The sequence below is a fragment of the Streptomyces sp. So13.3 genome, assembly GCF_005860785.2.
Lineage (GTDB): Bacteria > Actinomycetota > Actinomycetes > Streptomycetales > Streptomycetaceae > Actinacidiphila > Actinacidiphila fildesensis.
The window spans coordinates 2,903,243-2,923,767 of sequence record NZ_CP048835.1; the positions used below are offsets into that span (position 1 = coordinate 2,903,243).

14 protein-coding genes are annotated in these 20,525 nt (G+C 73.9%); 13 read left to right on the forward strand and 1 reads right to left on the reverse strand.

Annotation, left to right across the window (positions count from 1 at the left end; all coding sequences use genetic code 11):
• Positions 1 to 94: 94 nt before the first annotated feature.
• The 13 genes from C8250_RS13215 to cobC all read left to right on the forward strand — a co-directional run bounded on the left by C8250_RS13215 (position 95) and on the right by cobC (position 17,641).
• Positions 95 to 1,057, forward strand: coding sequence for a cobalamin biosynthesis protein (locus C8250_RS13215; protein ID WP_138355009.1), 963 nt, complete (start codon positions 95 to 97; stop codon positions 1,055 to 1,057).
• The gene (locus C8250_RS13220) at positions 1,054 to 2,613 is read left to right on the forward strand and encodes a cobyric acid synthase (RefSeq protein ID WP_138355010.1); all 1,560 of its coding nucleotides are present in this window, start codon (positions 1,054 to 1,056) and stop codon (positions 2,611 to 2,613) included. The genes C8250_RS13215 and C8250_RS13220 overlap by 4 nt, the downstream gene beginning before the upstream one ends.
• Positions 2,610 to 6,257 (forward strand): cobaltochelatase subunit CobN, encoded by a 3,648-nt coding sequence (gene cobN / locus C8250_RS13225; RefSeq protein ID WP_138355011.1) that lies wholly within the window; start codon positions 2,610 to 2,612, stop codon positions 6,255 to 6,257. Before C8250_RS13220 ends, cobN begins: the two co-directional genes overlap by 4 nt.
• On the forward strand, positions 6,254 to 8,266 hold the full coding sequence (locus tag C8250_RS13230; protein WP_138355012.1) for a putative cobaltochelatase: 2,013 nt from the start codon (positions 6,254 to 6,256) through the stop codon (positions 8,264 to 8,266). The genes cobN and C8250_RS13230 overlap by 4 nt, the downstream gene beginning before the upstream one ends.
• A complete protein-coding gene (gene cobO, locus C8250_RS13235; protein WP_138355013.1) occupies positions 8,266 to 8,862 on the forward strand; it encodes a cob(I)yrinic acid a,c-diamide adenosyltransferase in 597 nt (198 codons plus the stop codon). The genes C8250_RS13230 and cobO overlap by 1 nt, the downstream gene beginning before the upstream one ends.
• A complete protein-coding gene (locus tag C8250_RS13240; protein ID WP_187144827.1) occupies positions 8,859 to 10,367 on the forward strand; it encodes a cobyrinate a,c-diamide synthase in 1,509 nt (502 codons plus the stop codon). Before cobO ends, C8250_RS13240 begins: the two co-directional genes overlap by 4 nt.
• The gene (cobI, locus tag C8250_RS13245; protein WP_138355015.1) at positions 10,364 to 11,092 is read left to right on the forward strand and encodes a precorrin-2 C(20)-methyltransferase; all 729 of its coding nucleotides are present in this window, start codon (positions 10,364 to 10,366) and stop codon (positions 11,090 to 11,092) included. Before C8250_RS13240 ends, cobI begins: the two co-directional genes overlap by 4 nt.
• Positions 11,089 to 11,889 (forward strand): precorrin-4 C(11)-methyltransferase, encoded by an 801-nt coding sequence (cobM, locus tag C8250_RS13250; protein ID WP_138355016.1) that lies wholly within the window; start codon positions 11,089 to 11,091, stop codon positions 11,887 to 11,889. Before cobI ends, cobM begins: the two co-directional genes overlap by 4 nt.
• 142 nt (positions 11,890 to 12,031) lie before the next feature.
• On the forward strand, positions 12,032 to 13,285 hold the full coding sequence (gene cbiE, locus C8250_RS13255; protein WP_244809816.1) for a precorrin-6y C5,15-methyltransferase (decarboxylating) subunit CbiE: 1,254 nt from the start codon (positions 12,032 to 12,034) through the stop codon (positions 13,283 to 13,285).
• Entirely contained in the window at positions 13,282 to 14,988 is a 1,707-nt protein-coding gene (cobJ, locus tag C8250_RS13260; protein WP_138355017.1) for a precorrin-3B C(17)-methyltransferase, read from the forward strand. The genes cbiE and cobJ overlap by 4 nt, the downstream gene beginning before the upstream one ends.
• 37 nt (positions 14,989 to 15,025) lie before the next feature.
• A complete protein-coding gene (locus tag C8250_RS13265) occupies positions 15,026 to 15,652 on the forward strand; it encodes a precorrin-8X methylmutase (protein ID WP_138355018.1) in 627 nt (208 codons plus the stop codon).
• Positions 15,649 to 16,548, forward strand: a complete 900-nt coding sequence (locus C8250_RS13270; protein WP_138355019.1) for a sirohydrochlorin chelatase — start codon at positions 15,649 to 15,651, stop codon at positions 16,546 to 16,548. The genes C8250_RS13265 and C8250_RS13270 overlap by 4 nt, the downstream gene beginning before the upstream one ends.
• Entirely contained in the window at positions 16,532 to 17,641 is a 1,110-nt protein-coding gene (cobC, locus tag C8250_RS13275; protein ID WP_138355020.1) for an Rv2231c family pyridoxal phosphate-dependent protein CobC, read from the forward strand. Before C8250_RS13270 ends, cobC begins: the two co-directional genes overlap by 17 nt.
• Here the strand turns inward: cobC and C8250_RS13280 are convergent.
• A complete protein-coding gene (locus C8250_RS13280) occupies positions 17,631 to 20,444 on the reverse strand; it encodes an ABC transporter substrate-binding protein (protein ID WP_187144828.1) in 2,814 nt (937 codons plus the stop codon). The two genes, cobC and C8250_RS13280, sit on opposite strands and share 11 nt — an antisense overlap.
• Positions 20,445 to 20,525: the final 81 nt, after the last annotated feature.

Consider the following 20,525-nt stretch of genomic DNA (forward strand, 5'->3'; position numbering starts at 1 on the left):
CCCTGAGTGAGGACTCCTGCCATGCCCGGCCGCCGTCGTACTCCACCGGATCCCCAGGCCCTGTCCCGTCGAGGCGTGACGGCGGGCTGACGCCGTGCGAGCCGGACACGCCTTCGCGTGCGGCGCCGCCCTCGGCCATCTCGGCGACCTGATCGCGGGCGATCCACGCCGCGGCCACCCGGTCGCCGTGTTCGGCCGCGCCGCGGCCGCCGCCGAACGCCGGCTGTGGCGCGACCACCGCGGCCACGGCGCGCTGTACACCGCGCTGTGCGCGGGCGGCGCGACCGCCGCCGCCGCGCTGGCCGCACGGACCGTCCGTTCCTCCCCCACCGCCACCGTCGCCCTGACCGCGGCCGCCACCTGGTCGGTGCTGGGCGGCACCTCGCTGGGCCGTGAAGCGCTGGCGGTCGCCGCGGCGCTGGAGGCGGGCGACCTCGCAGCGGCCCGTGAGCGGCTGCCGAACCTGTGCGGCCGCGACCCGCAGGCCCTGGACGCCGCGCAGATCGCACGGGCCGTCGTGGAATCCGTGGCCGAGAACACCTCGGACGCGGTCGTCGGCGCCCTGGTGTGGGGCGCGGCCGCCGGTGTCCCGGGGCTCGTCGGCTTCCGCGCCGTCAACACCCTGGACGCGATGGCCGGCCACAAGTCGCCGCGCTACCGCCGGTTCGGCTGGGCCTCCGCCCGCCTCGACGACGTCGCCGGCTGGCCCGGCGCCCGGCTGACCGCCGTCCTCGCCACGCTCGCGGGACCCGATCCGCGCGGCGCGCTGCGCGCCTGGCGCCGCGACGCCGCCGGCCACCCCAGCCCCAACGCCGGCCCGGTGGAAGCCTCCTTCGCGGGCGCGCTGGGCGTCCGGCTCGGCGGCACCCTCGCCTACGCCGGCCGCGTGGAGCACCGCGCCGTGCTGGGCGCCGGCAACCGGCCGCCCGAGGTCGCCGACATCGCCCGCGCCGTACGGCTCTCGCGCCGCGTCGGCGTGCTGGCGCTGGCGGTCTGCGCCGGCGGGCGGCTGGCCGTCACCGCGCTGTCGGCATCCACCGAGAAGGGAACCCGATGAGCAGTACGCGCGGCGCGAGCCGCACCGGCGGAGGGCTGCTGGTCGCCGGGACCACGTCCGACGCGGGCAAGAGCGTCGTCACGGCGGGCATCTGCCGCTGGCTGGTCCGGCAGGGTGTGAAGGTCGCGCCCTTCAAGGCGCAGAACATGTCACTGAACTCGTTCGTGACGCGCGAGGGCGCGGAGATCGGGCGGGCGCAGGCCATGCAGGCGCAGGCGGCGCGGGTCGAGCCGACGGCGCTGATGAACCCGGTGCTGCTCAAGCCCGGCAGCGACAGCAGCAGCCAGGTGGTGCTGCTCGGCAAGCCGGTGGGAGAGATGAGCGCCCGCGGTTACCACGGTGGGAAACAGTCCACGCTGCTCCCCGTCGTGGTGGAGTGCCTGGCCGAACTGCGGGGCACGTATGACGCGGTGATCTGTGAAGGGGCGGGCAGTCCGGCCGAGATCAACCTGCGGCACAACGACATCGTGAACATGGGCCTGGCCCGCGCGGCACGGCTGCCGGTCGTGGTGGTCGGCGACATCGACAGGGGCGGCGTCTTCGCCTCGTTCTTCGGCACGACGGCGCTGCTCAGCCCCGAGGACCAGGAACTGGTCTGCGGCTACCTCGTCAACAAGTTCCGCGGCGACGTCTCGCTGCTGGAGCCGGGCCTGGACATGCTGCGCGGGCTGACCGGCCGGTCGGTGTACGGCGTGCTGCCGTTCGCGCACGGGCTGGGCATCGACGAGGAGGACGGGCTGCGGGTCTCGATGCGCGGCGCCGTACGGGAGTCCGTCGTCACCCCGCCGCACGGCGAGGACATCCTGCGGGTCGCGGTCGTCGCCGTGCCGCTGATGTCGAACTTCACCGACGTCGACGCGCTGGCCGCCGAGCCGGGCGTCGTCGTGCGCTTCGTCGACCGGCCGCAGGAACTCGCCGACGCCGACCTGGTGGTGCTTCCCGGCACCCGGGGCACTGTCAGAGCGCTGGCCTGGCTGCGCGAGCGCGGGCTCGCCGACGCGATCGTCCGGCGGGCCGCGGAGGGCCGTCCGGTGCTGGGCATCTGCGGCGGCTACCAGATCCTCGGCGGGACGATCGAGGACGAGATCGAGTCGCGCGCCGGCCGGGTGGACGGGCTCGGACTGCTGCCCGTCCGCGTCCGGTTCGCGGCGGAGAAGACCCTGGCCCGGCCGGTCGGCGAGGCGCTCGGCGAACCGGTCGAGGGGTACGAGATCCACCACGGGGTCGCGGAAGTGCTCGGCGGCGACGGGCCGTTCATGACCGCCGACAACGGTCGGGCACTGGACGGCTGCCGGTCGGGCGCCGTCTGGGGCACCCACTGGCACGGCTCGCTGGAGAGCGACGGCTTCCGCCGCGCCTTCCTGCGCCGGATCGCCGAACAGGCCGGCCGCCGCTTCGTCCCCGCACCCGGCACCTCCTTCGGGGCGCTGCGCGAGGAACAGCTCGACCGCCTCGGCGACCTGATCGAAGAACACGCGGACACCGCCGCGCTCATGCGGCTCATCGAGGACGGCGCACCCGCCGGCCTACCCTTCCTTGCTCCGGGGGCACCGTGACCACCGTTCTGCTGCTGTCCACCGCCGACACCGACCTGCTGGCGGCCCGCGCCTCCGGTGCGGACTACCGGATCGGCAACCCGACCCGGGTCGGCCCCGGCGACCTGGCCGCGCTGACCGAGGGCGCGGACATCGCCGTCGTGCGGCTGCTCGGCGGCAAGCGCGCCTGGGAGGACGGACTCGCCGCGCTGCGCACGTCCGGCATCCCGACGGTGCTGCTCGGCGGGGAGTCGGTGCCGGACGCCGAACTGATGGCGGAGTCCTCGGTTCCGGCGGGCGTCGTCGCGGAGGCGCTGCGCTATCTGGTCGAGGGCGGCTCGGCGAACCTGGTGGAGCTGGCCCGCTTCCTGTCGGACACGGTGCTGCTGACCGGTGAGGGCTTCGAACCCCCGGCCACCATGCCGCAGTACGGGACGCACGGCGCGTACCCGTTCACCGAGGGCCGCCCGACCGTCGGGGTGCTCTTCTACCGCGCCCACGAACTGTCCGGGAACACCGGCTTCGTGGACACGCTGTGCGCCGCGATCGAGGCGAAGGGCGCCAACGCGCTGCCCGTGTACTGCGGGACGCTGCGCGGCGCGGACGCCGGCCTGTACGCACTGCTGGGCCGGGCGGACGCACTGGTCGCGACCGTCCTGGCGTCCGGCGGCACCCGCGCCTCCGACGCCTCGGCGGGCGGGGACGACGAGGCCTGGGACATCGGCGCGCTCGCCGATCTGGACATCCCGGTCCTCCAGGGCCTGTGCCTGACCTCGTCCCGCGCGGCCTGGGCGGCCTCCGACGCGGCGCTGTCGCCGATGGACGCGGCGATGCAGGTGGCGATCCCGGAGTTCGACGGCCGGCTGATCACCGTCCCGTTCTCCTTCAAGGAGACCGGCGAGGGCGATGTCCCGGTGTACGTCGCCGACCCCGAACGCGCCGCGCGCGTCGCCGGGATCGCGGTCCGGCACGCCGCGCTCAAGCACAAGCCGAACCCGGAGAAGAAGCTCGCGGTCGTCTTCACCGCGTACCCCACCAAGCACTCGCGGGTCGGCAACGCGGTCGGCCTCGACACCCCCGCCTCGGCCGTCGGCCTGCTGGACGCGCTGCGCGGCGCCGGATACGCCGTCGACGGGTACCCGGACAACGGCGACGAGCTGATCCACCGGCTGATCGCCGCCGGCGGCCACGACGTCGAGTGGCTCACCGAGGAGCAGTTGTCCGCCGCCCCGGCCCGGGTTCCGCTCGCCGACTACCAGCGGTGGTTCGCGACGCTCGACCCCGAGCTGCGCGCGGGGATGCTGGAGCACTGGGGAGAGCCGCCGGGCACCCTCTACCTCGACGGCGAGGACATCGTCCTGGCGTCCCTGCAGTTCGGGAACGTCGTGGTCATGATCCAGCCGCCGCGCGGTTTCGGGGAGAACCCGATCGCGATCTACCACGACCCGGACATGCCGCCGTCGCACCACTACATGGCGGCCTACCGCTGGCTCGACAACACGTTCGGCGCCGACGCCATCGTCCACATGGGCAAGCACGGCACCATGGAGTGGCTGCCCGGCAAGGGCCTCGGCCTGTCGGCGGGCTGCGCGCCGGACGCGGTGCTGGGCGAACTGCCGCTCGTCTACCCGTTCATCGTCAACGACCCGGGTGAGGGCACGCAGGCCAAGCGGCGCGGCCACGCCACCGTCGTCGACCACCTGGTGCCGCCGATGGCGCGCGCCGACACCTACGGCGACCTCGCCAAGCTGGAACAGCTCCTCGACGAGTACGCGCTCGTCTCGGACCTGGACCCGACGAAGACCCCGGCCGTCCGCAGCCAGATCTGGACGCTGGTGCGGGCCGCCGAGCTCCATCACGACCTGCACGTCGACGACCAGCCCGACGAGGACGCCTTCGACGAGTTCGTCATGCACATCGACGGCTGGCTCTGCGAGATCAAGGACGTGCAGATCCGCGACGGTCTGCACATCCTCGGCGGCGGCCCCGTCGGCGGGGCCCGCGTCAACCTGGTCCTGGCCATCCTGCGCTCCTCCCAGGTGTGGGGCGGCGTCGGCGCCGCGCTGCCGGGTCTGCGGGCCGCGATGGCCGAGGCGTTCGGCCTCGACGAGAAGGCGCTGCTGGCCGAACCCGGCGCCCGGCTCGCGGTGCCGGCCTCACTGACCGCGCTGGCCGACGGGCCGGCGCGAACGGCTGCCGACGCCGTCGACCTGCTGGAGACACTCGCGCGCCGGCTGGCCGGGGCGATGGAGGAGTCCGGCTGGAGCCGGGCCGCGGCCCCCGGGATCGTGACGGAGGTGCTCGGCTCGCCCGTCCGGGACGCCGTGCGGATCCTGGAGTTCGCCGCCGAGGAGGTCGTGCCCCGGCTGGAGCGCACCACCGACGAGATCGACAACATCCTGCGGGCGCTGCGCGGCGGCTACGTACCGGCCGGCCCGTCCGGGTCCCCGACCCGCGGCCTGGTCAACGTCCTGCCGACCGGCCGCAACTTCTACTCCGTCGACCCGAAGGCCATCCCGTCCCGGCTCGCCTGGGACGTCGGCACGGCGCTGGCCGACTCGCTGCTGGAGCGGCACCTCACCGACACCGGCGCGTACCCGAAGTCCGTCGGCCTGACGGTGTGGGGCACGTCGTGCATGCGCACCCAGGGCGACGACATCGCCGAGATCCTCGCCCTGCTGGGCTGCCGCCCGGTCTGGGACGACGCCTCACGCCGCGTCACCGGGTTCGAGGTGGTGGGCCTGGAGGAGCTGGGCCGCCCGCGCATCGATGTGACGGTCCGCATCTCCGGCTTCTTCCGCGACGCCTTCCCGCACGTCATCCAGCTCCTCGACGACGCCGTCCAGGCCGTCGCGGAACTCGACGAGCCCGCCGAGTCCAACTACGTCCGCGCCCACGCCGACGAGGACACGGCGGAACACGGCGACCGCCGCCGTGCCACGGCCCGCATCTTCGGCTCCAAGCCGGGCGCCTACGGGGCCGGCCTGCTGCCGCTGATCGACGCCCGCAACTGGCGCTCGGACGCCGACCTCGCCGAGGTCTACGCGGTCTGGGGCGGCTACGCGTACGGGCGCGGCCTGGGCGGCCGCGCGGCGCGCGGGGACATGGAGCAGGCGTTCCGCCGGATCCAGGTCGCCGCGAAGAACGTCGACACCCGCGAGCACGACATCGTCGACGCCGACGACTACTTCCAGTACCACGGCGGCATGGTGGCGATGACCCGCCACCTGACGGGTGTCTCCCCCGCCGCCTACGTCGGCGACAGCGCCACCACCGACCAGGTCAAGACCCGCACCCTGGGCGAGGAGACGCACCGCGTCTTCCGCGCCCGCGTGGTCAACCCCCGCTGGATGGCGGCCATGCGCCGGCACGGCTACAAGGGCGCCTTCGAGATGGCCGCGACCGTCGACTACCTCTTCGGGTACGACGCGACGGCCGGCGTCGTGGACGACTGGATGTACCAGCGGCTCGCGGCGGAGTACGTGTTCGACAAGGAGAACCAGGACTTCATGAAGAAGTCCAACCCCTGGGCGCTGCGCGGCATCAGCGAACGGCTGCTGGAGGCCGCCGACCGAGGTCTGTGGGCCGAGCCCGACCCGGAGACCCTGAACCAGCTCCGCGAGATCTATCTGCAGCTCGAAGGCGACCTGGAAGGCGACTCATGAGCACCCCCTATCCGTTCACCGCGATCGTCGGGATGACCGACCTGCGGCTCGCGCTGCTGCTGAACGCCGTATCGCCGGCGGTCGGCGGTGTGCTCGTGCGCGGCGAGAAGGGCACCGCCAAGTCGACGGCCGTGCGGGCGCTCTCCTCGCTGCTGCCGGACGTCGCCGTCGTCGGCGGGTGCCGGTTCTCGTGCGATCCGGCGGCGCCGGACCCGGCGTGCCCGGACGGCCCGCACGCGGTCGGCGCGGGCACCGCCCGCGCCGCGCGGATGGTGGAGCTGCCGGTCGGTGCCTCTGAGGACCGGCTGGTCGGTTCGCTGGACATCGAGCGCGCGCTGTCCGAGGGCAAGAAGTCGTTCGAACCGGGGCTGCTGGCCGACGCGCACCGGGGCGTGCTCTACGTCGACGAAGTGAACCTGCTGCACGACCACTTGGTCGACCTGCTGCTGGACGCCGCCGCCATGGGCGCCTCCTACGTCGAGCGCGAGGGCGTCTCCGTACGGCACGCGGCCCGCTTCCTGCTCGTCGGCACCATGAACCCGGAGGAGGGCGAGCTGCGCCCGCAGCTCCTCGACCGGTTCGGGCTGACGGTGGAGGTCGCGGCGTCCCGCGAGACGGACGAGCGCGTCGAGGTCGTACGGCGCCGGCTCGCGTACGACGAGGACCCGGCGGCGTTCGCCGGGAAGTGGTCGGGCGACGAGGACGCGCTGCGGGCGCGGATAGTGGCGGCGCGGGCGCTGCTGCCGTCCGTGGTGCTCGGTGACCGGGCGCTGCGCCAGATCGCCGCGACCTGCGCGGCGTTCGAGGTCGACGGGATGCGCGCGGACATCGTGATGGCGCGTACCGCGACCGCGCTGGCCGCGTGGGACGGGCGGACCGAGGTCATCGCGGAGGACGTCCGGCAGGCGGCGCTGCTGGCGCTGCCGCACCGGCGCCGCCGCAACCCCTTCGACGCGCCGGGCCTCGACGAGTCGAAGCTCGACGACACGCTGGAGCAGAACAGCGGCGGCCCGGACCCGGAGGACGACCCGGATCCGGACGGCCCCGACGACGGCGGCGGGCAGCCGCCGGAGGGTGGTCCTGACGACGGACCGCAGGACGGGCCCGAGGAGAGTCCGGAGGAGACTCCCGCACCCGACGAGTCCGCCGGTCAGCAGCAGGGCGGGGCGTCGGGCGGTGGCGAGCAGAGTGCCGCGCCGGCGGGCGAGCCGTTCAAGACCAAGGCGTTCACCATCCCCGGTATGGGCGAGGGCGCGGCAGGCCGCCGGTCGCGGGCGCGGACCGCGCACGGCAGGACGACGAGCGCGCGGCGGCCGCAGGGCCAGTTGACGAAGCTGCATCTGGCGGCGACGGTGCACGCGGCGGCCCCGCACCAGCGGGCCCGCGGGCGCAGCGGTCCCGGTCTGGTGATCCGGAAGGACGATCTGCGGCAGGCGGTGCGGGAGGGGAAGGAGTCGAATCTGGTGCTGTTCGTCGTCGACGCCTCCGGCTCCATGGCCGCCCGGCAGCGCATGACCGCCGTCAAGGGCGCCGTCCTGTCGCTGCTGATGGACGCGTACCAGCGGCGCGACAAGATCGGGATGATCACCTTCCGCGGCGCGGACGCCGAACTGGCGCTGCCCCCGACGTCGTCGGTCGAGGCGGGCGCGGCGCGGCTGCAGGTGCTGCCGACGGGCGGCCGGACGCCGTTGGCGGCCGGGCTGCTGAAGGCGCGCGAGGTGCTGCGGATCGAGCGGCTGCGGGACGCGTCCCGCCGGCCGCTGCTGGTCGTGGTGACGGACGGCCGGGCGACCGGCGGACCCGAGCCCGTACAGCTGGCCTCGCGGGCGGCGCGGCTGCTGAACGCCGAGGGCGTGGCGTCGGTCGTCGTCGACTGCGAGTCGGGTCCCGTGCGGCTCGGCCTGGCGGGCGCGCTGGCGCTCGACCTCGCCGGGACCGCCGTGACGCTGGAGGAACTGCGCGCGGACACCGTGTCCGCGCTCGTACGTGATGTGCGGAGGGCCGCGTAATGCCGCAGGGACAGCCGAGCAGCGTGCCGGACGACGGGCTCACGACGCGCCAGCGCCGCAACCGGCCGCTGACCATCGTGCACACCGGCATCGGCAAGGGGAAGTCGACGGCCGCCTTCGGGCTCGCGCTGCGCGCATGGAACCAGGGGTGGCCGATCGGGGTGTTCCAGTTCGTCAAGTCGGCGAAGTGGAAGGTCGGCGAGGAGCGGGCGCTGCGGGTCCTCGGCGACTCCGGCGAGGGCGGCACCGTCGCCTGGCACAAGATGGGCGAGGGCTGGTCCTGGGTGCAGCGCGACATCGCCGACAGCGAGGAAGCGGCCAAGGAGGGCTGGGAGCAGGTCAAGCGGGACCTGGCCGCCGAGACGTACCAGCTGTACGTGCTGGACGAGTTCGCGTACCCGATCCACTGGGGCTGGGTGGACATCGACGAGGTGATCCAGGTCCTCAACGACCGCCCCGGCACCCAGCATGTGATCATCACCGGCCGCAACGCGCCGGAGAAGCTGGTCGAGGCCGCCGACCTCGTCACCGACATGACGAAGGTCAAGCACCCGATGGACGCGGGCCAGAAGGGCCAGAGGGGCATCGAGTGGTGACGTCCCTCCCCCGTCTGGTCATCGCCGCGCCCTCCTCGGGCAGCGGCAAGACCACCGTGGCCACCGGGCTGATGGCGGCCTTCACCGGGGCCGGCCTCGCCGTGTCCCCGCACAAGGTCGGCCCGGACTACATCGACCCGGGCTACCACGCGCTCGCCACCGGCCGCCCGGGCCGGAATCTCGACGCCTTCATGTGCGGCCCCGAACTGATCGCCCCGCTCTTCCTGCACGGGGCGGCCGGGGCGGATCTGGCGGTCGTCGAGGGCGTCATGGGCCTGTACGACGGGGCCGCGGGGCAGGGCGAACTGGCGTCGACCGCCCAGGTGGCGAAGCTGCTGCGCGCCCCGGTGGTGCTGGTCGTCGACGCCTCGTCGCAGTCCCGGTCCGTAGCCGCGCTGGTGCACGGCTTCGCGTCCTGGGACCCGGAGGTACGGGTCGCGGGCGTCATCCTCAACAAGGTCGCTTCCGACCGCCACGAAGCTCTGCTCCGCGAGGCGCTGGACGAGTCCGGCGTGCCGGTTCTCGGCGCCCTGCGCCGCACCGAACAGGTCAGCGTCCCCTCCCGGCACCTGGGACTGGTCCCGGTCGCCGAACGCAGCGCCGACGCGGTCGGCGCGGTGCGCGCGATGGCCGCCCAGGTCCGTGCCGGTTGCGACCTGGAAGCCCTGCTGAGCCTGGCGCGCGGCGCCCCGCCCCTGGACGCCGCCCCGTGGAACCCTGCGGGGCTCTTCCCCCGCCCCGCCCCTTCCCGAAACCAGGGGGCTCCGCCCCCCGGACCCCCCGAGTTGTGGGCAGGCGTTCCGCAGGGCGAGCGAAGCGAGATGGGGGCACCTCCCGGCCGAAGGTTGGGGGAGGGTGGGCACAACCGGGCCACCGGCCCGCACCTGGACCAGGTCCGGGGCGAAGCCCCGGTGGTTGCGGTCGCGGGCGGGCCCGCGTTCACGTTCTCGTACGCGGAGCACGCGGAACTGCTGACGGCGGCCGGAGCCGAGGTCGTGACCTTCGACCCGCTCCGCGACGAGCAACTCCCCGCCGAAACCGCCGCGCTGGTGATAGGCGGTGGCTTCCCGGAGGTCTACGCGCCGGAACTGTCGGCGAACGAGCCGCTGCGCAAGGCCGTGGCGGAACTGGCGGCCTCCGGGGCGCCGGTCGCCGCCGAGTGCGCTGGCCTGCTCTACCTGGCGCGGGAGCTGGACGGGAGGCCGATGTGCGGCGTGCTCGACGCGACCGCGCGGATGTCGGAGCGGCTGACCCTCGGGTACCGCGAGGCGGTGGCGGTCTCGGACAGCGTGCTGGCGGAGGCCGGCACCCGCGTGCGCGGGCATGAGTTCCACCGCACGGTCATCGAACCGGGCGCGGGCGCCACGCCCGCGTGGGGGGTGACGCGGCCGGAGCGCCGTGTCGAAGGATTCGTCCACGGGGGCGTGCACGCCTCGTATCTGCATGTGCACTGGGCCGCCGTTCCGAGCGTGGCCCGAAGACTGGTGGAGAGGTGTTCCGAATGAGCGGGCGGCTGATCGGGGTCGGGGTGGGCCCCGGCGATCCGGAGCTGGTGACCGTCAAGGGTGTGAACGCCCTGCGGGCGGCGGCGGTCGTGGTCGTCCCCGTGATGGACACCCTCGAACGCGGCAGGGCCGAGGCGACGGTGCTGCACTATGTGGAGCAGGAGAAGATCGTACGGATCGTGTTCGCGCTGAACGAGCGGACCGACCGGGCACGGCGTGAGGCCGCGTGGGACGCGGCGGGCGAGCAGGTGGCCGAACTGCTGCGGACGCACGGCACGGTGGCGTTCGCGACGATCGGCGACCCCAACGTCTACTCGACGTTCACGTATCTCGCGCTGACCGTCGGGGAGCTGGTCGACGGCGTCGCCGTCGAGACCGTCCCCGGCATCACCGCGATGCAGGACCTCGCCGCGCGCAGCGGTGCCGTGCTGGCCGAGGGGACCGAGCCGCTGACGCTCGTGCCCGTCACGGCCGGGTCGGCGGTGCTGAAGGAGGCCCTGGAGGGGCCGGGCACCGTCGTGGCGTACAAGTTCGGCCGGCTGGCGGCGGAGGTCGCGACCGCGCTGCGGGAGACCGGCAGGACCGAGGGCGCCGTGTGGGGTTCCGCGCTCGGGTTGCCCGAGGAGTCCATCCGCCCCGCCTCCGAGCTGCTCGAAGGCCCGCTCCCCTATCTCTCGACACTGATCGCTCCCGCCCGCCGGGACACCCGTGGAGGCAAGCTGTGACCGGCAAGGTGACCATCGTGGGGGCAGGGCCCGGCGCCGCCGACCTGCTGACGTTCCGGGCGGCCCGCGCCATCGCGGCCGCGGACATCGTCATCTGGGCGGCGAGCCTGGTGCAGGCGGAGGTGCTGGAGCACGCCCGTGAGGGCGCGGAGATCCTGGACTCGGCGACGATGTCGCTGGAGGACGTCGTCGCGGTCTACGAGCGGGCGCAGGCCGAGGACCTGAAGGTGGCGCGGATCCACTCCGGCGACCCGGCCCTGTGGGGCGGTACGCAGGAGCAGGTCGACCGGTGCGACACGCTCGGCATCGAGGTCGAGATCATCCCGGGTGTCTCGTCCTTCTCCGCGGTCGCGGCCATCGCGCAGCGCGAGCTGACGATCCCCGAGGTCGCGCAGTCCGTGATCCTGACCCGGCTGGGCGGCGGCAAGACGCCGATGCCGCCGGGCGAGGAGGTACGGGAGTTCGCCCGGCACGGCACGACGATGGCGCTGTTCCTGTCGGCCGCCCGGTCGGGCCAGCTGGTCACGGAGCTGCTGGAGGGCGGCTATCCGACGGAGACGCCGGTCGTGATCGCCTATCAGGCGACCTGGCCGGAGGAGCTCGTGCTGCGCTGCACGATCGCGACGCTGGAGGAGACGGTCAAGGAGCACAAGCTCTGGAAGCACACGCTCTTCCTCGTCGGCCCGGCGCTCGCGGCGTCCGGCACCCGCTCGCACCTGTACCACCCGGGCCACTTCCACGGTTTCCGCAGGGCGGACCCGGTGGCCCGGCGCGCGTTGCGCGAGTCCAAGGCGTAAGCCGCCCCCACCAGCGACACGACCCCGGAAGGAAGGGACGGCCTTGAGCCGGACGCCGTACGAGCAGTACGCCCAGCCCGGCCCGCGCGAGCCTGAGCTGCCGCGTACCGCCGGCACGCCCGCGCCCGGCGCGATCACCGTCATCGGCACCGGCACCACCGGCACGGGCACCGGTACCGACGTCGCCGCGACGGCTCCGGCAGGCGCCACGCTCGTCGTCGGCGCGCGGCGCCATCTGGAGGCGGCGCGGCTGCCGGCCGGCGTGGAGCAGATCGTCCTCGGCCCGCTCGCCCCGGCCCTCGACGGCATCGAGCGGCACCTCGGCTCGCCGGAGCACCAGGACCGGCGGGTGACCGTGCTCGCCTCCGGTGATCCCGGGTTCTTCGGCATCGTCCGGGCCCTCGGGGCGCGCTTCGGCCCCGAGACCCTGGACGTCCGCCCGTCCTCCCCCTCCATCGCGGTGGCCTTCGCCCGGCTGGGGCTGTCCTGGGACGACGCGGTCGTCGTCAGCGCGCACGGCCGTGATCCGCGAACGGCCGTCAACGTGTGCCGCGCGCACCCCAAGACCGCGGTGCTGACCGGTCCCGGGGCCGGTCCCGCCGAGTTGGGCGCCGCACTGGCCCGGACCGGCCTCGAGCGCACGCTGGTGGTCGCGGCGGCTCTCGGCACGGCGGACGAGACCGTCGAGCGGGTCTCCCCCGCCGACGCCGCCGTCCGCGACTGGACCGGCACCGGGGTGAGTGTCGTGCTCTGTCTGGACGAGGCGCGGGTGCTGTCACCGGTCCAGCGGATCGTCGCCGGTCCGCCGCCCGCGCCGGCCGGCTGGGCGCTGCCCGAGGAGGCGTTCGGGTACCGCGACTCGATGATCACCAAGTTCGAGGTGCGTGCCCTGGCCCTGTCGCGGCTCGCCCCGCGCACCGGTGACCTCGTGTGGGACATAGGGGCCGGATCGGGTTCCGTGGCCGTGGAGTGCGCCCGCTTCGGCGCCGCCGCGGTCGCCGTCGAACAGACCCCCGACGGCATCGAGCGGATCCGGGCGAACGCGGCGGCCCACGGTGTGGACGTGCAGATCGTGCACGGCGCCGCCCCGACCGTGCTGTCCCAGCTCCCGGACCCGGACGCCGTCTTCATCGGCGGCGGCGGGCGCGACCTGCCCGCCATCGTCGGTGCCTGCGCCAGGCGCGCCCGGCGGACCGTGGTCGTGACCCTCGCGGCCGTCGACCGCGTCGGCGACGTACGCGCCGCCCTCTCCGCGGCCGGTCTCGAACCGGACGGTCTGCTGCTGCAGTCCTCCCGGCTGGCACCGCTGCCGGGCGGCGTCACCCGGCTCGCCGCCAACAATCCCGTATTCGTCCTGTGGGCCACCCGGCCCGGCACCGAAGGAGCAATTCTGTGATCGGCCTGATTTCCGCCACCTCGGCGGGGCAGCGCGGCTGCGAACACCTGGCCGCCGCCTGGCCCGACGAGGTCCGGGTCTACGACGGGCCGGTCCGCGAGGCGGTCGGTCGCGCGTTCGCCGAATGCGAGCAACTGGTGTGCTTCCTCGCCACCGGCGCCGTCGTCCGCCTGATCGCCCCCCTGCTGCGGGGCAAGGACACCGATCCCGGTGTCGTCACGGTGGACGAGACGCATCAGCACGCGATAGCGCTGCTGGGCGGCCACGGCGGCGGTGCGAACGAGCTGGCGCAGCGCGTCGCCGACGCACTGGGCTGCCGTCCGGTGATCAGCACCGCCACCGACGCCGCCGGGGTGCCAGGACTCGACATGCTGGGCTGGCCCGTCGACGGCGCGGTCGCGGCCGTCAGCCGCGCGATCCTCGACGGCGACCCCGTACATCTGGACACCCCCCATGGCGTCCACCCCCTTCCTGCTCTGCCACCCAACGTAACCGCCGCCACTGACAGTGACGTCTCACTGATCGTCACCGACCGTGTGGCCGCAGCGGATACAGCCGCCAGGACCGTGCTGCTGCGCCCGCCGTCGCTGGTCGTCGGCGTGGGCGGCAGCCGGGGAGTGCCGGCCGACGAGGTGCTGACGCTGATCGGGAGCGCGCTCGCCGACGCGGGTCTTTCGCCCCGCTCGGTCGCGGCGCTGGCGACCGTGGACGCGAAGGCGGACGAGGCGGGGATCGTCGAGGCCGCCGAGCGGCTCGGGGTGCCGCTGCTGACGTACACCGCGGACCGGCTCGCCGGGATCGACGTACCGAACCCGTCGGACGCTCCGCTGGCGGCCGTCGGCACCCCGTCGGTCGCCGAGGCGGCGGCGCTCGCGGCGGCACCGGGCGGCGAACTGCTGGTGCCCAAGCGGAAGTCCGCGCCGCAGGAGGGTCCCGCGATGGCGACCGCCGCCGTGGCGCGGCGCCGTCCGCGCGGCCGGCTCTCGGTGGTCGGGCTCGGTCCCGGCGCACGTGACCTGCTGACGCCGCGGGCCCGCGAGGAGCTGCGCCGGGCATCGGTGATCGTCGGCCTGGACCAGTACGTCGACCAGATCAGGGACCTGCTGCGGCCCGGCACCCGGATCCTGGAATCCGGCCTGGGTGCCGAGGAGGAGCGGGCGCGTACCGCTGTGGAGCAGGCCCGCGCGGGCCATGCGGTGGCCCTGATCGGCAGCGGTGACGCGGGCGTCTACGCGATGGCCTCCCCCGCGCTCGCCGAGGCCGCGGACGACATCGACGTCGTCGGGGTGCCCGGGGTGACGGCCGCGCTCGCCGCCGCCGCGATCCTGGGTGCGCCGCTGGGCCACGACCATGTGTCGATCAGCCTGTCGGACCTGCACACACCGTGGGACGTCATCGAGCGCCGGGTCCGCGCCGCGGCCGAGTCCGATCTGATCGTCACCTTCTACAACCCGCGCAGCCGGGGCCGCGACTGGCAGCTGCCGAAGGCGCTGTCGCTGCTCGCGGAGCACCGGGAGCCCGGCACCCCGGTCGGCGTCGTGCACGCCGCGTCCCGGCCTGACGAGCGCAGCGAGGTGACGACCATCGCGGCGCTGGATGTGACGACGGTCGACATGGTGACCGTCGTGACCGTCGGCAACACCGCCACCCGCAACGTGGCCGGCCGCATGGTGACCCCGCGCGGCTACCGGTGGCAGGCATGACCGGCCCGCAGCCCATCCGACGACCGGGAGGTTCCCTGTGACCCGCACCGTTCACCCCATCGAGCAGGAGTCGTTCCGCAGACTGCGCTCCCGGCTCGACACCTCGCACTTCCCGCCGCTGACGCGGGCCGTGGTCGAGCGGGTCGTCCACTCCAGCGCCGATCTGGAGTACGCCGGGGAACTCGTCTGTGACGAGGCCGAGTTGCTGGCCGCCCACACCGCGCTGCACGCGGGCGCCCCGATCGTCGCGGATGTCGAGATGGTCGCCGCCGGGATCACCACCCGGCCGGTCGTCTGCCGGCTCAAGGACGGCCGGTCGGGTCCCGGGCTGACCCGCAGCGCGCACGCGATCCGGCTGGCCTACGAACAGGTCGGTCCCGGTGCCGTCTGGGTGATCGGGTGCGCGCCGACCGCGCTCGAGGAACTGCTGACGCTGGACGCCGCGCCCGCGCTGGTGATCGGTCTGCCGGTCGGCTTCGTGGGAGCGGCGGAGAGCAAGGCCGCGCTGCGCGCCTCCGGTCTGCCCGCCGTCAGCAACATCTCCGAGAAGGGCGGTTCCGCCGTGGCGTCCGCCGCGCTCAACGCCCTGCTCTACACCGAACGTCCCGGCGGCCCCGCCGCCCCGGAAGCCCTCACCCCCCTCACCAAGGAGAACTCGCTGTGATCCCGCCCGCACTCCTGCTCGTCGGCCACGGAACCCGTGACGAGGCCGGAGCCGAAGCCTTCCGTGCGTTCGTCCGGCAGCTCGGCGAGCACAATCCCGGGCTGCCGGTCGGCGGCGGGTTCATCGAACTGTCGCCGCCGCCGCTCGCCGACTCGGTCGCGGAACTGGTGGCGCAGGGCGTCCGCAGCTTCGCGGCGGTCCCCATGGTGCTGGTCTCCGCGGGGCACGCGAAGGGCGACATCCCGGCCGCCCTGGCCCGCGAGGAGCAGCGGCACCCGGGCACGACGTACACCTACGGCCGGCCGCTGGGCCCGCACCCGGGCCTGCTGACGATCCTGGAGCGGCGGCTGGACGAGGTGCTCGGCGACGACGACCGCTCGGACACCACGGTGCTGCTCGTCGGCCGCGGTTCGACCGACCCGGACGCCAACGCCGAGATATACAAGGTCGCGCGGCTGCTGTGGGAGGGCCGCGGCTACGCGGGCGTGGAGACGGCGTTCGTGTCGCTGGCCGCGCCGGACGTGCCCTCGGGTCTTGAGCGCTGCCGCAAGCTGGGCGCCGGCCGCATCGTCGTGCTGCCGTACTTCCTGTTCACCGGCATCCTGCCGGACCGGGTCCGGGACCAGGCCGCCGAATGGGCCGCCGCGCATCCGGCGACCGACGTGCGGCAGGCGGCCGTCATCGGCCCGGAGCCGGAGCTGGCCGACCTGGTGATGGAGCGCTACCGCGAGACCCTCAAGGGCGATCTGCGGATGAACTGCGACTCCTGCGTCTACCGCGTCAAGCTGCCCGGTTTCGAGGACCGGGTCGGTATGCCGCAGCAGCCGCACCACCACCCCGACGACCCCTCGGGCGACCACGGCCACCACCACGGTCACCATGCCCACTCCCACTGACGGCACTTCCGGTGCCGGCGGCACGGACGGCTACGACCTCCGGCACCACGGCGACGCCGAGGTGCGCGACGACGGCGGGGTACTGACCGACCTCGCCGTCAACGTCCGTGCCGGTACGCCGCCGGCCTGGCTGAAGGCGACGATCGCCGCGTCGCTCGACGGCCTGGCGGCCTATCCCGACGGGCGGGCGGCGCGGGCCGCCGTCGCCCGGCGGCACGGCCGGCCGGTGGACGAGGTGCTGCTGACGGCGGGCGCGGCGGAGGCGTTCGTGCTGCTGGCGCGGGCCTTCGCACCGCGTCACGCGGTCGTGGTGCACCCGCAGTTCACCGAGCCCGAGGCGGCGCTGCGCGACGCCGGACACGCCGTGCACCGGGTGGTCCTGGACGCCGCCGACGGTTTCCGGCTCGATCCGGCGGCCGTTCCCGAGGACGCCGACTTCGTCGTGCTCGGCAATCCGACGAACCCGACGTCGGCACTCCACCCGTCCGACGTGGTCGCACGGCTGGCCCGGCCCGGCCGGACCCTGGTGGTCGACGAGGCGTTCATGGACGCCGTACCCGGCGAGTCCGCCTCGCTGGCCGCCCGCCGTGACGTACCCGGTCTCGTCGTGCTGCGCAGCCTCACCAAGACCTGGGGGCTGGCGGGACTGCGGATCGGCTATGTGCTCGCCGGCGCCGAGCACATCGCCCTGCTGGAGCGCGCGCAGCCGCTGTGGGCGGTCTCGTCGCCGGGGCTGGCCGCCATCGAGGCGTGTGTGGCACCGGACGCGCTGGCGGAGGCGGACCGGGCCGCGGCCGAGATCGCGGTCTGCCGCGCGTATCTGCTCGCCCGGCTGGGCGAGTTCGACGGACTGGAGGTCGCAGGCACGCCCGCCGGGCCGTTCGTCCTGGTCGAACTGCAGGACGCGGCCGCCGTCCGTGAGCGGCTGCGCGACCTCGGCTTCGCGGTCCGCCGCGCGGACACCTTCCCCGGTCTCGACGGGCGGTGGCTGCGGATCGCCGTCCGCGACGCGGCCACGACGGACGCCTTCGTCGAAGCGCTGGCCAAGGCGCGCAGCGGACGGAGCCCGGAGGACCCGGCGGTCAGTTCTTGAGGCCGAGCGCCTGGATGTCCACACCGCCCAGCGCCGGGTGGAGATAGACGTTGGTCAGCCGCGCCGAGCGGTAGTTGAGCTGCCGCACGTACATGAACGGGATCAGGGTGCCCCGGTCCTGCGAGGTGGAGTCGACGGTGCGCCAGACGCTGTCGGCGGAGTTCCGGTCGGTCTTGGCGTCGGCCTCGTCCATCAGGTCCTTCAGCTGCTGGTCGGCGAGGGCCGCGTAGTTGGACGGGCTGCCGGTCAGCAGCAGCGGGCGCAGGAAGCCGGCCGGGGTGGGCCAGTCGGACTGCCAGGTGGTGAGGATGATGCCCCACCCACGCTCCTTGATCTTCTTCTGGTCGGGCAGCGTCGCGTACAGGTCCGCGGCCTCGGGGTACTCGGTCTTGGCGGTGATCCCGACGGCGGCGAGCTGGGTGCGCAGATTCTCCACGATGGCCTTGGTCCGGGGGTTGCCGGTGGCCGTGACGATGGTGGTCGAGAAGCCGGACGCGTGCCCGCAGTCGGACAGCTGGCGCTTGGCGAGGTCGGGATAGGTGCGGCCGGCGGTCGTGCCGTACGTGTTCAGATGCGGGTCGTAGCCGCCGACCGTCGGCGGCAGCATCCCGCCCGCGACGTCCCCCGCGTCCTTTCCGCCGCCCGCGTCGCGCAGCGCGGTCCGGTTCGCCGCGTACTGCACCGCCCAGCGGCAGCGGTAGTCGTTCAGGGGTGCGACGGCGGTCTGCAGGGAGAAGTACCGGACGGCCCCGATCAGCGCGGAGTCCGCGTTCGCCTTGAGGCTGTCGCTGCCGAGGATCTTGGTGCGGGTGGCGTCCTGCACACCGGCCTGGGCCGGGTCCAGGTCGGCCTCTCCGCTGAGCAGCGCGGCGTCGACCACGTCGGAGCCGGCCGCGACCGTGAAGTCGACGGCGTCCGGCAGGGCCGTGCGGATGCCGTCGGTGGCCGGGTCCCACTCGTCGTTGCGCACCAGCCGCAGCTTCTTGTCGCGATCGTAGGAGGCGATCTTGTACGGTCCGCTGGCGACCGGCTGCTTCTCGTAGTTGTCCTTGGTGTCCTTGGCCTTCGGCACGGGCGAGGACATCGGCAGCGCGAGCACGTACGGGAAGTCGGCGAACGGCGCGTCGAGATGGAAGACGATGGTGCTGTCATCCGGTGTGAGCACGCTCTTCAGGCCCAGCTGGTCCGGGTCGGTGTCCTTGTACGGGCCCGGGTAGGACTGGCCCTGGTCGAGCAGGTCCCGCAGATGCGTGGGTCCGCCGCTGAACAGATCGGTCGCGAACGTCCGCTCGATGCCGTACTTGATGTCCTTGGACGTGATGGCCGTGCCGTCCTCGAAGGTCACGCCCTTCTTGAGGGTGTACGTGTAGGTGAGGCCGCCGTCGCTGACCGTGCCGGTGGTGGTGGCCAGGTCCGGCGCGAGTTCGGCGCCCGCCCCGCTGGGCTGGGGGGCGAAGTCCACGAGCTTGCGCAGCAGGAGCCGGTCCAGGTTCCAGGCGAGCGGTGAGTAGGAGCGCGCCGGGTCCAGGGAGTCGGGGGCGTAGTACGACATCAGCTTGAGCGTGCCGCCCTTGGCCGTGGACGGGTTGACGGTGCCGTTGACCGCCCCGTCGAAGCCGCGGCCGACGGTCCGCTTGCCGATCAGGTCCAGGGCCGTGACGGTGTGCTCGGACGGGGCGTGCGAGGAGCCGAGGCGGACCGCGAGCACCGTGCCGAGCGTCAGCACCACGGCCGCCGAAACAGCGATGAGGGCGCGCCGCCGTCCCTTGCCGCGGCGCGGATCGACCGGCGCCGTGCCCCACTGCTGGGACGTGTACACCTCGCCGGGCCGCCCCGACGCCGGTGGCATCGGCAGCGGCGGCGGAACCGGGGTGTGCGGCGGTGTGTGCGGCGGGTTGTAGGCCGGGTGCAGGGGCACGACCGGCCGCGGGACGGGGGCGGGCGGCAGGGCCGGGGTGGCGCCGCCCCGGGGTGCCGCGAGCCAGCCGTTCAGGTCGTCGCGCATGGCGGCCGCGCTGCGCGGGCGCAGCGCGGGGTTCTTGGAGAGGGCGGAGATGACGATCACGTCCAGCTCGGGCGGTACCGCCGCGTTCCGCGCCGAGGGCGGCTCCGGGGTGGAGTGGATGTGCGCGTACATCACCGTGAGCGGCGTCGGGCCGGGGAACGGGACGGTGCCGGTGAGCAGTTCGGTCAGCATGCAGCCGACCGCGTACAGATCGCTGCGCGCGTCCACCTCGCGGTCCTCGATCTGCTCCGGTGACATGTAGCCGGGGGTGCCGAGGGCCGATCCGGTGCCGGTGATCCGGGTCAGCGAGTGCACGACCCGGGCGATCCCGAAGTCGGCGACCTTGACCGAACCCGTCGAGGTGATCAGGACGTTGGACGGTTTGACGTCCCGGTGGACCAGCCCGCGGGCGTGGGCGTGGGCGAGCGCGTCCAGGATGTCGCAGGTGATCCTGACCGCCCGATCGATGTCCAGCCTGACCTGGCTGCGGGCCAGTTCGGCGAGGGTGCTGCCGTCCACGTACTCCATGACGAGGTACGGCACGATGCCCTCGTCCGTCCGCACCTCGTCCTGGTCGTGGACGGTGACGATGCCGGGGTGGTTGAGCCCGGCGGCGGCGCGGGCCTCGCGCGCGAAGCGGCGCCGGGCCTCGGCGTCCCGGGCCAGTTCCGGCAGGAGGGTCTTGACGGCGACGGTCCTGCCGAGCCGGGTGTCGTACGCGAGATGAACCCGTGCCATGCCTCCGGAGCCGAGCAGCTCCCGGATCTCGTACCTGCCCCCGAACAGCGCGCTGTCCATCGCGTCCCCCGACCCCCGGCCCGTCCAGCGGACCCCGTGACCCCTGTGACCCCTGAAACGAACCCTGCGAACTCTGTCTGC

What these genes read in the sequence shown, in the direction of transcription:
- C8250_RS13220 (WP_138355010.1), top strand. Translation starts at nt 1,054, where the DNA reads ATGAGCAGTACGCGCGGCGCGAGCCGCACCGGCGGAGGGCTGCTGGTC.
- C8250_RS13230 (WP_138355012.1), top strand. Translation starts at nt 6,254, where the DNA reads ATGAGCACCCCCTATCCGTTCACCGCGATCGTCGGGATGACCGACCTG.
- cobO (WP_138355013.1), top strand. Translation starts at nt 8,266, where the DNA reads ATGCCGCAGGGACAGCCGAGCAGCGTGCCGGACGACGGGCTCACGACG.
- cobI (WP_138355015.1), top strand. Translation starts at nt 10,364, where the DNA reads ATGAGCGGGCGGCTGATCGGGGTCGGGGTGGGCCCCGGCGATCCGGAG.
- cobC (WP_138355020.1), top strand. Translation starts at nt 16,532, where the DNA reads ATGCCCACTCCCACTGACGGCACTTCCGGTGCCGGCGGCACGGACGGC.
- C8250_RS13280 (WP_187144828.1), bottom strand. Translation starts at nt 20,444, where the DNA reads ATGGACAGCGCGCTGTTCGGGGGCAGGTACGAGATCCGGGAGCTGCTC.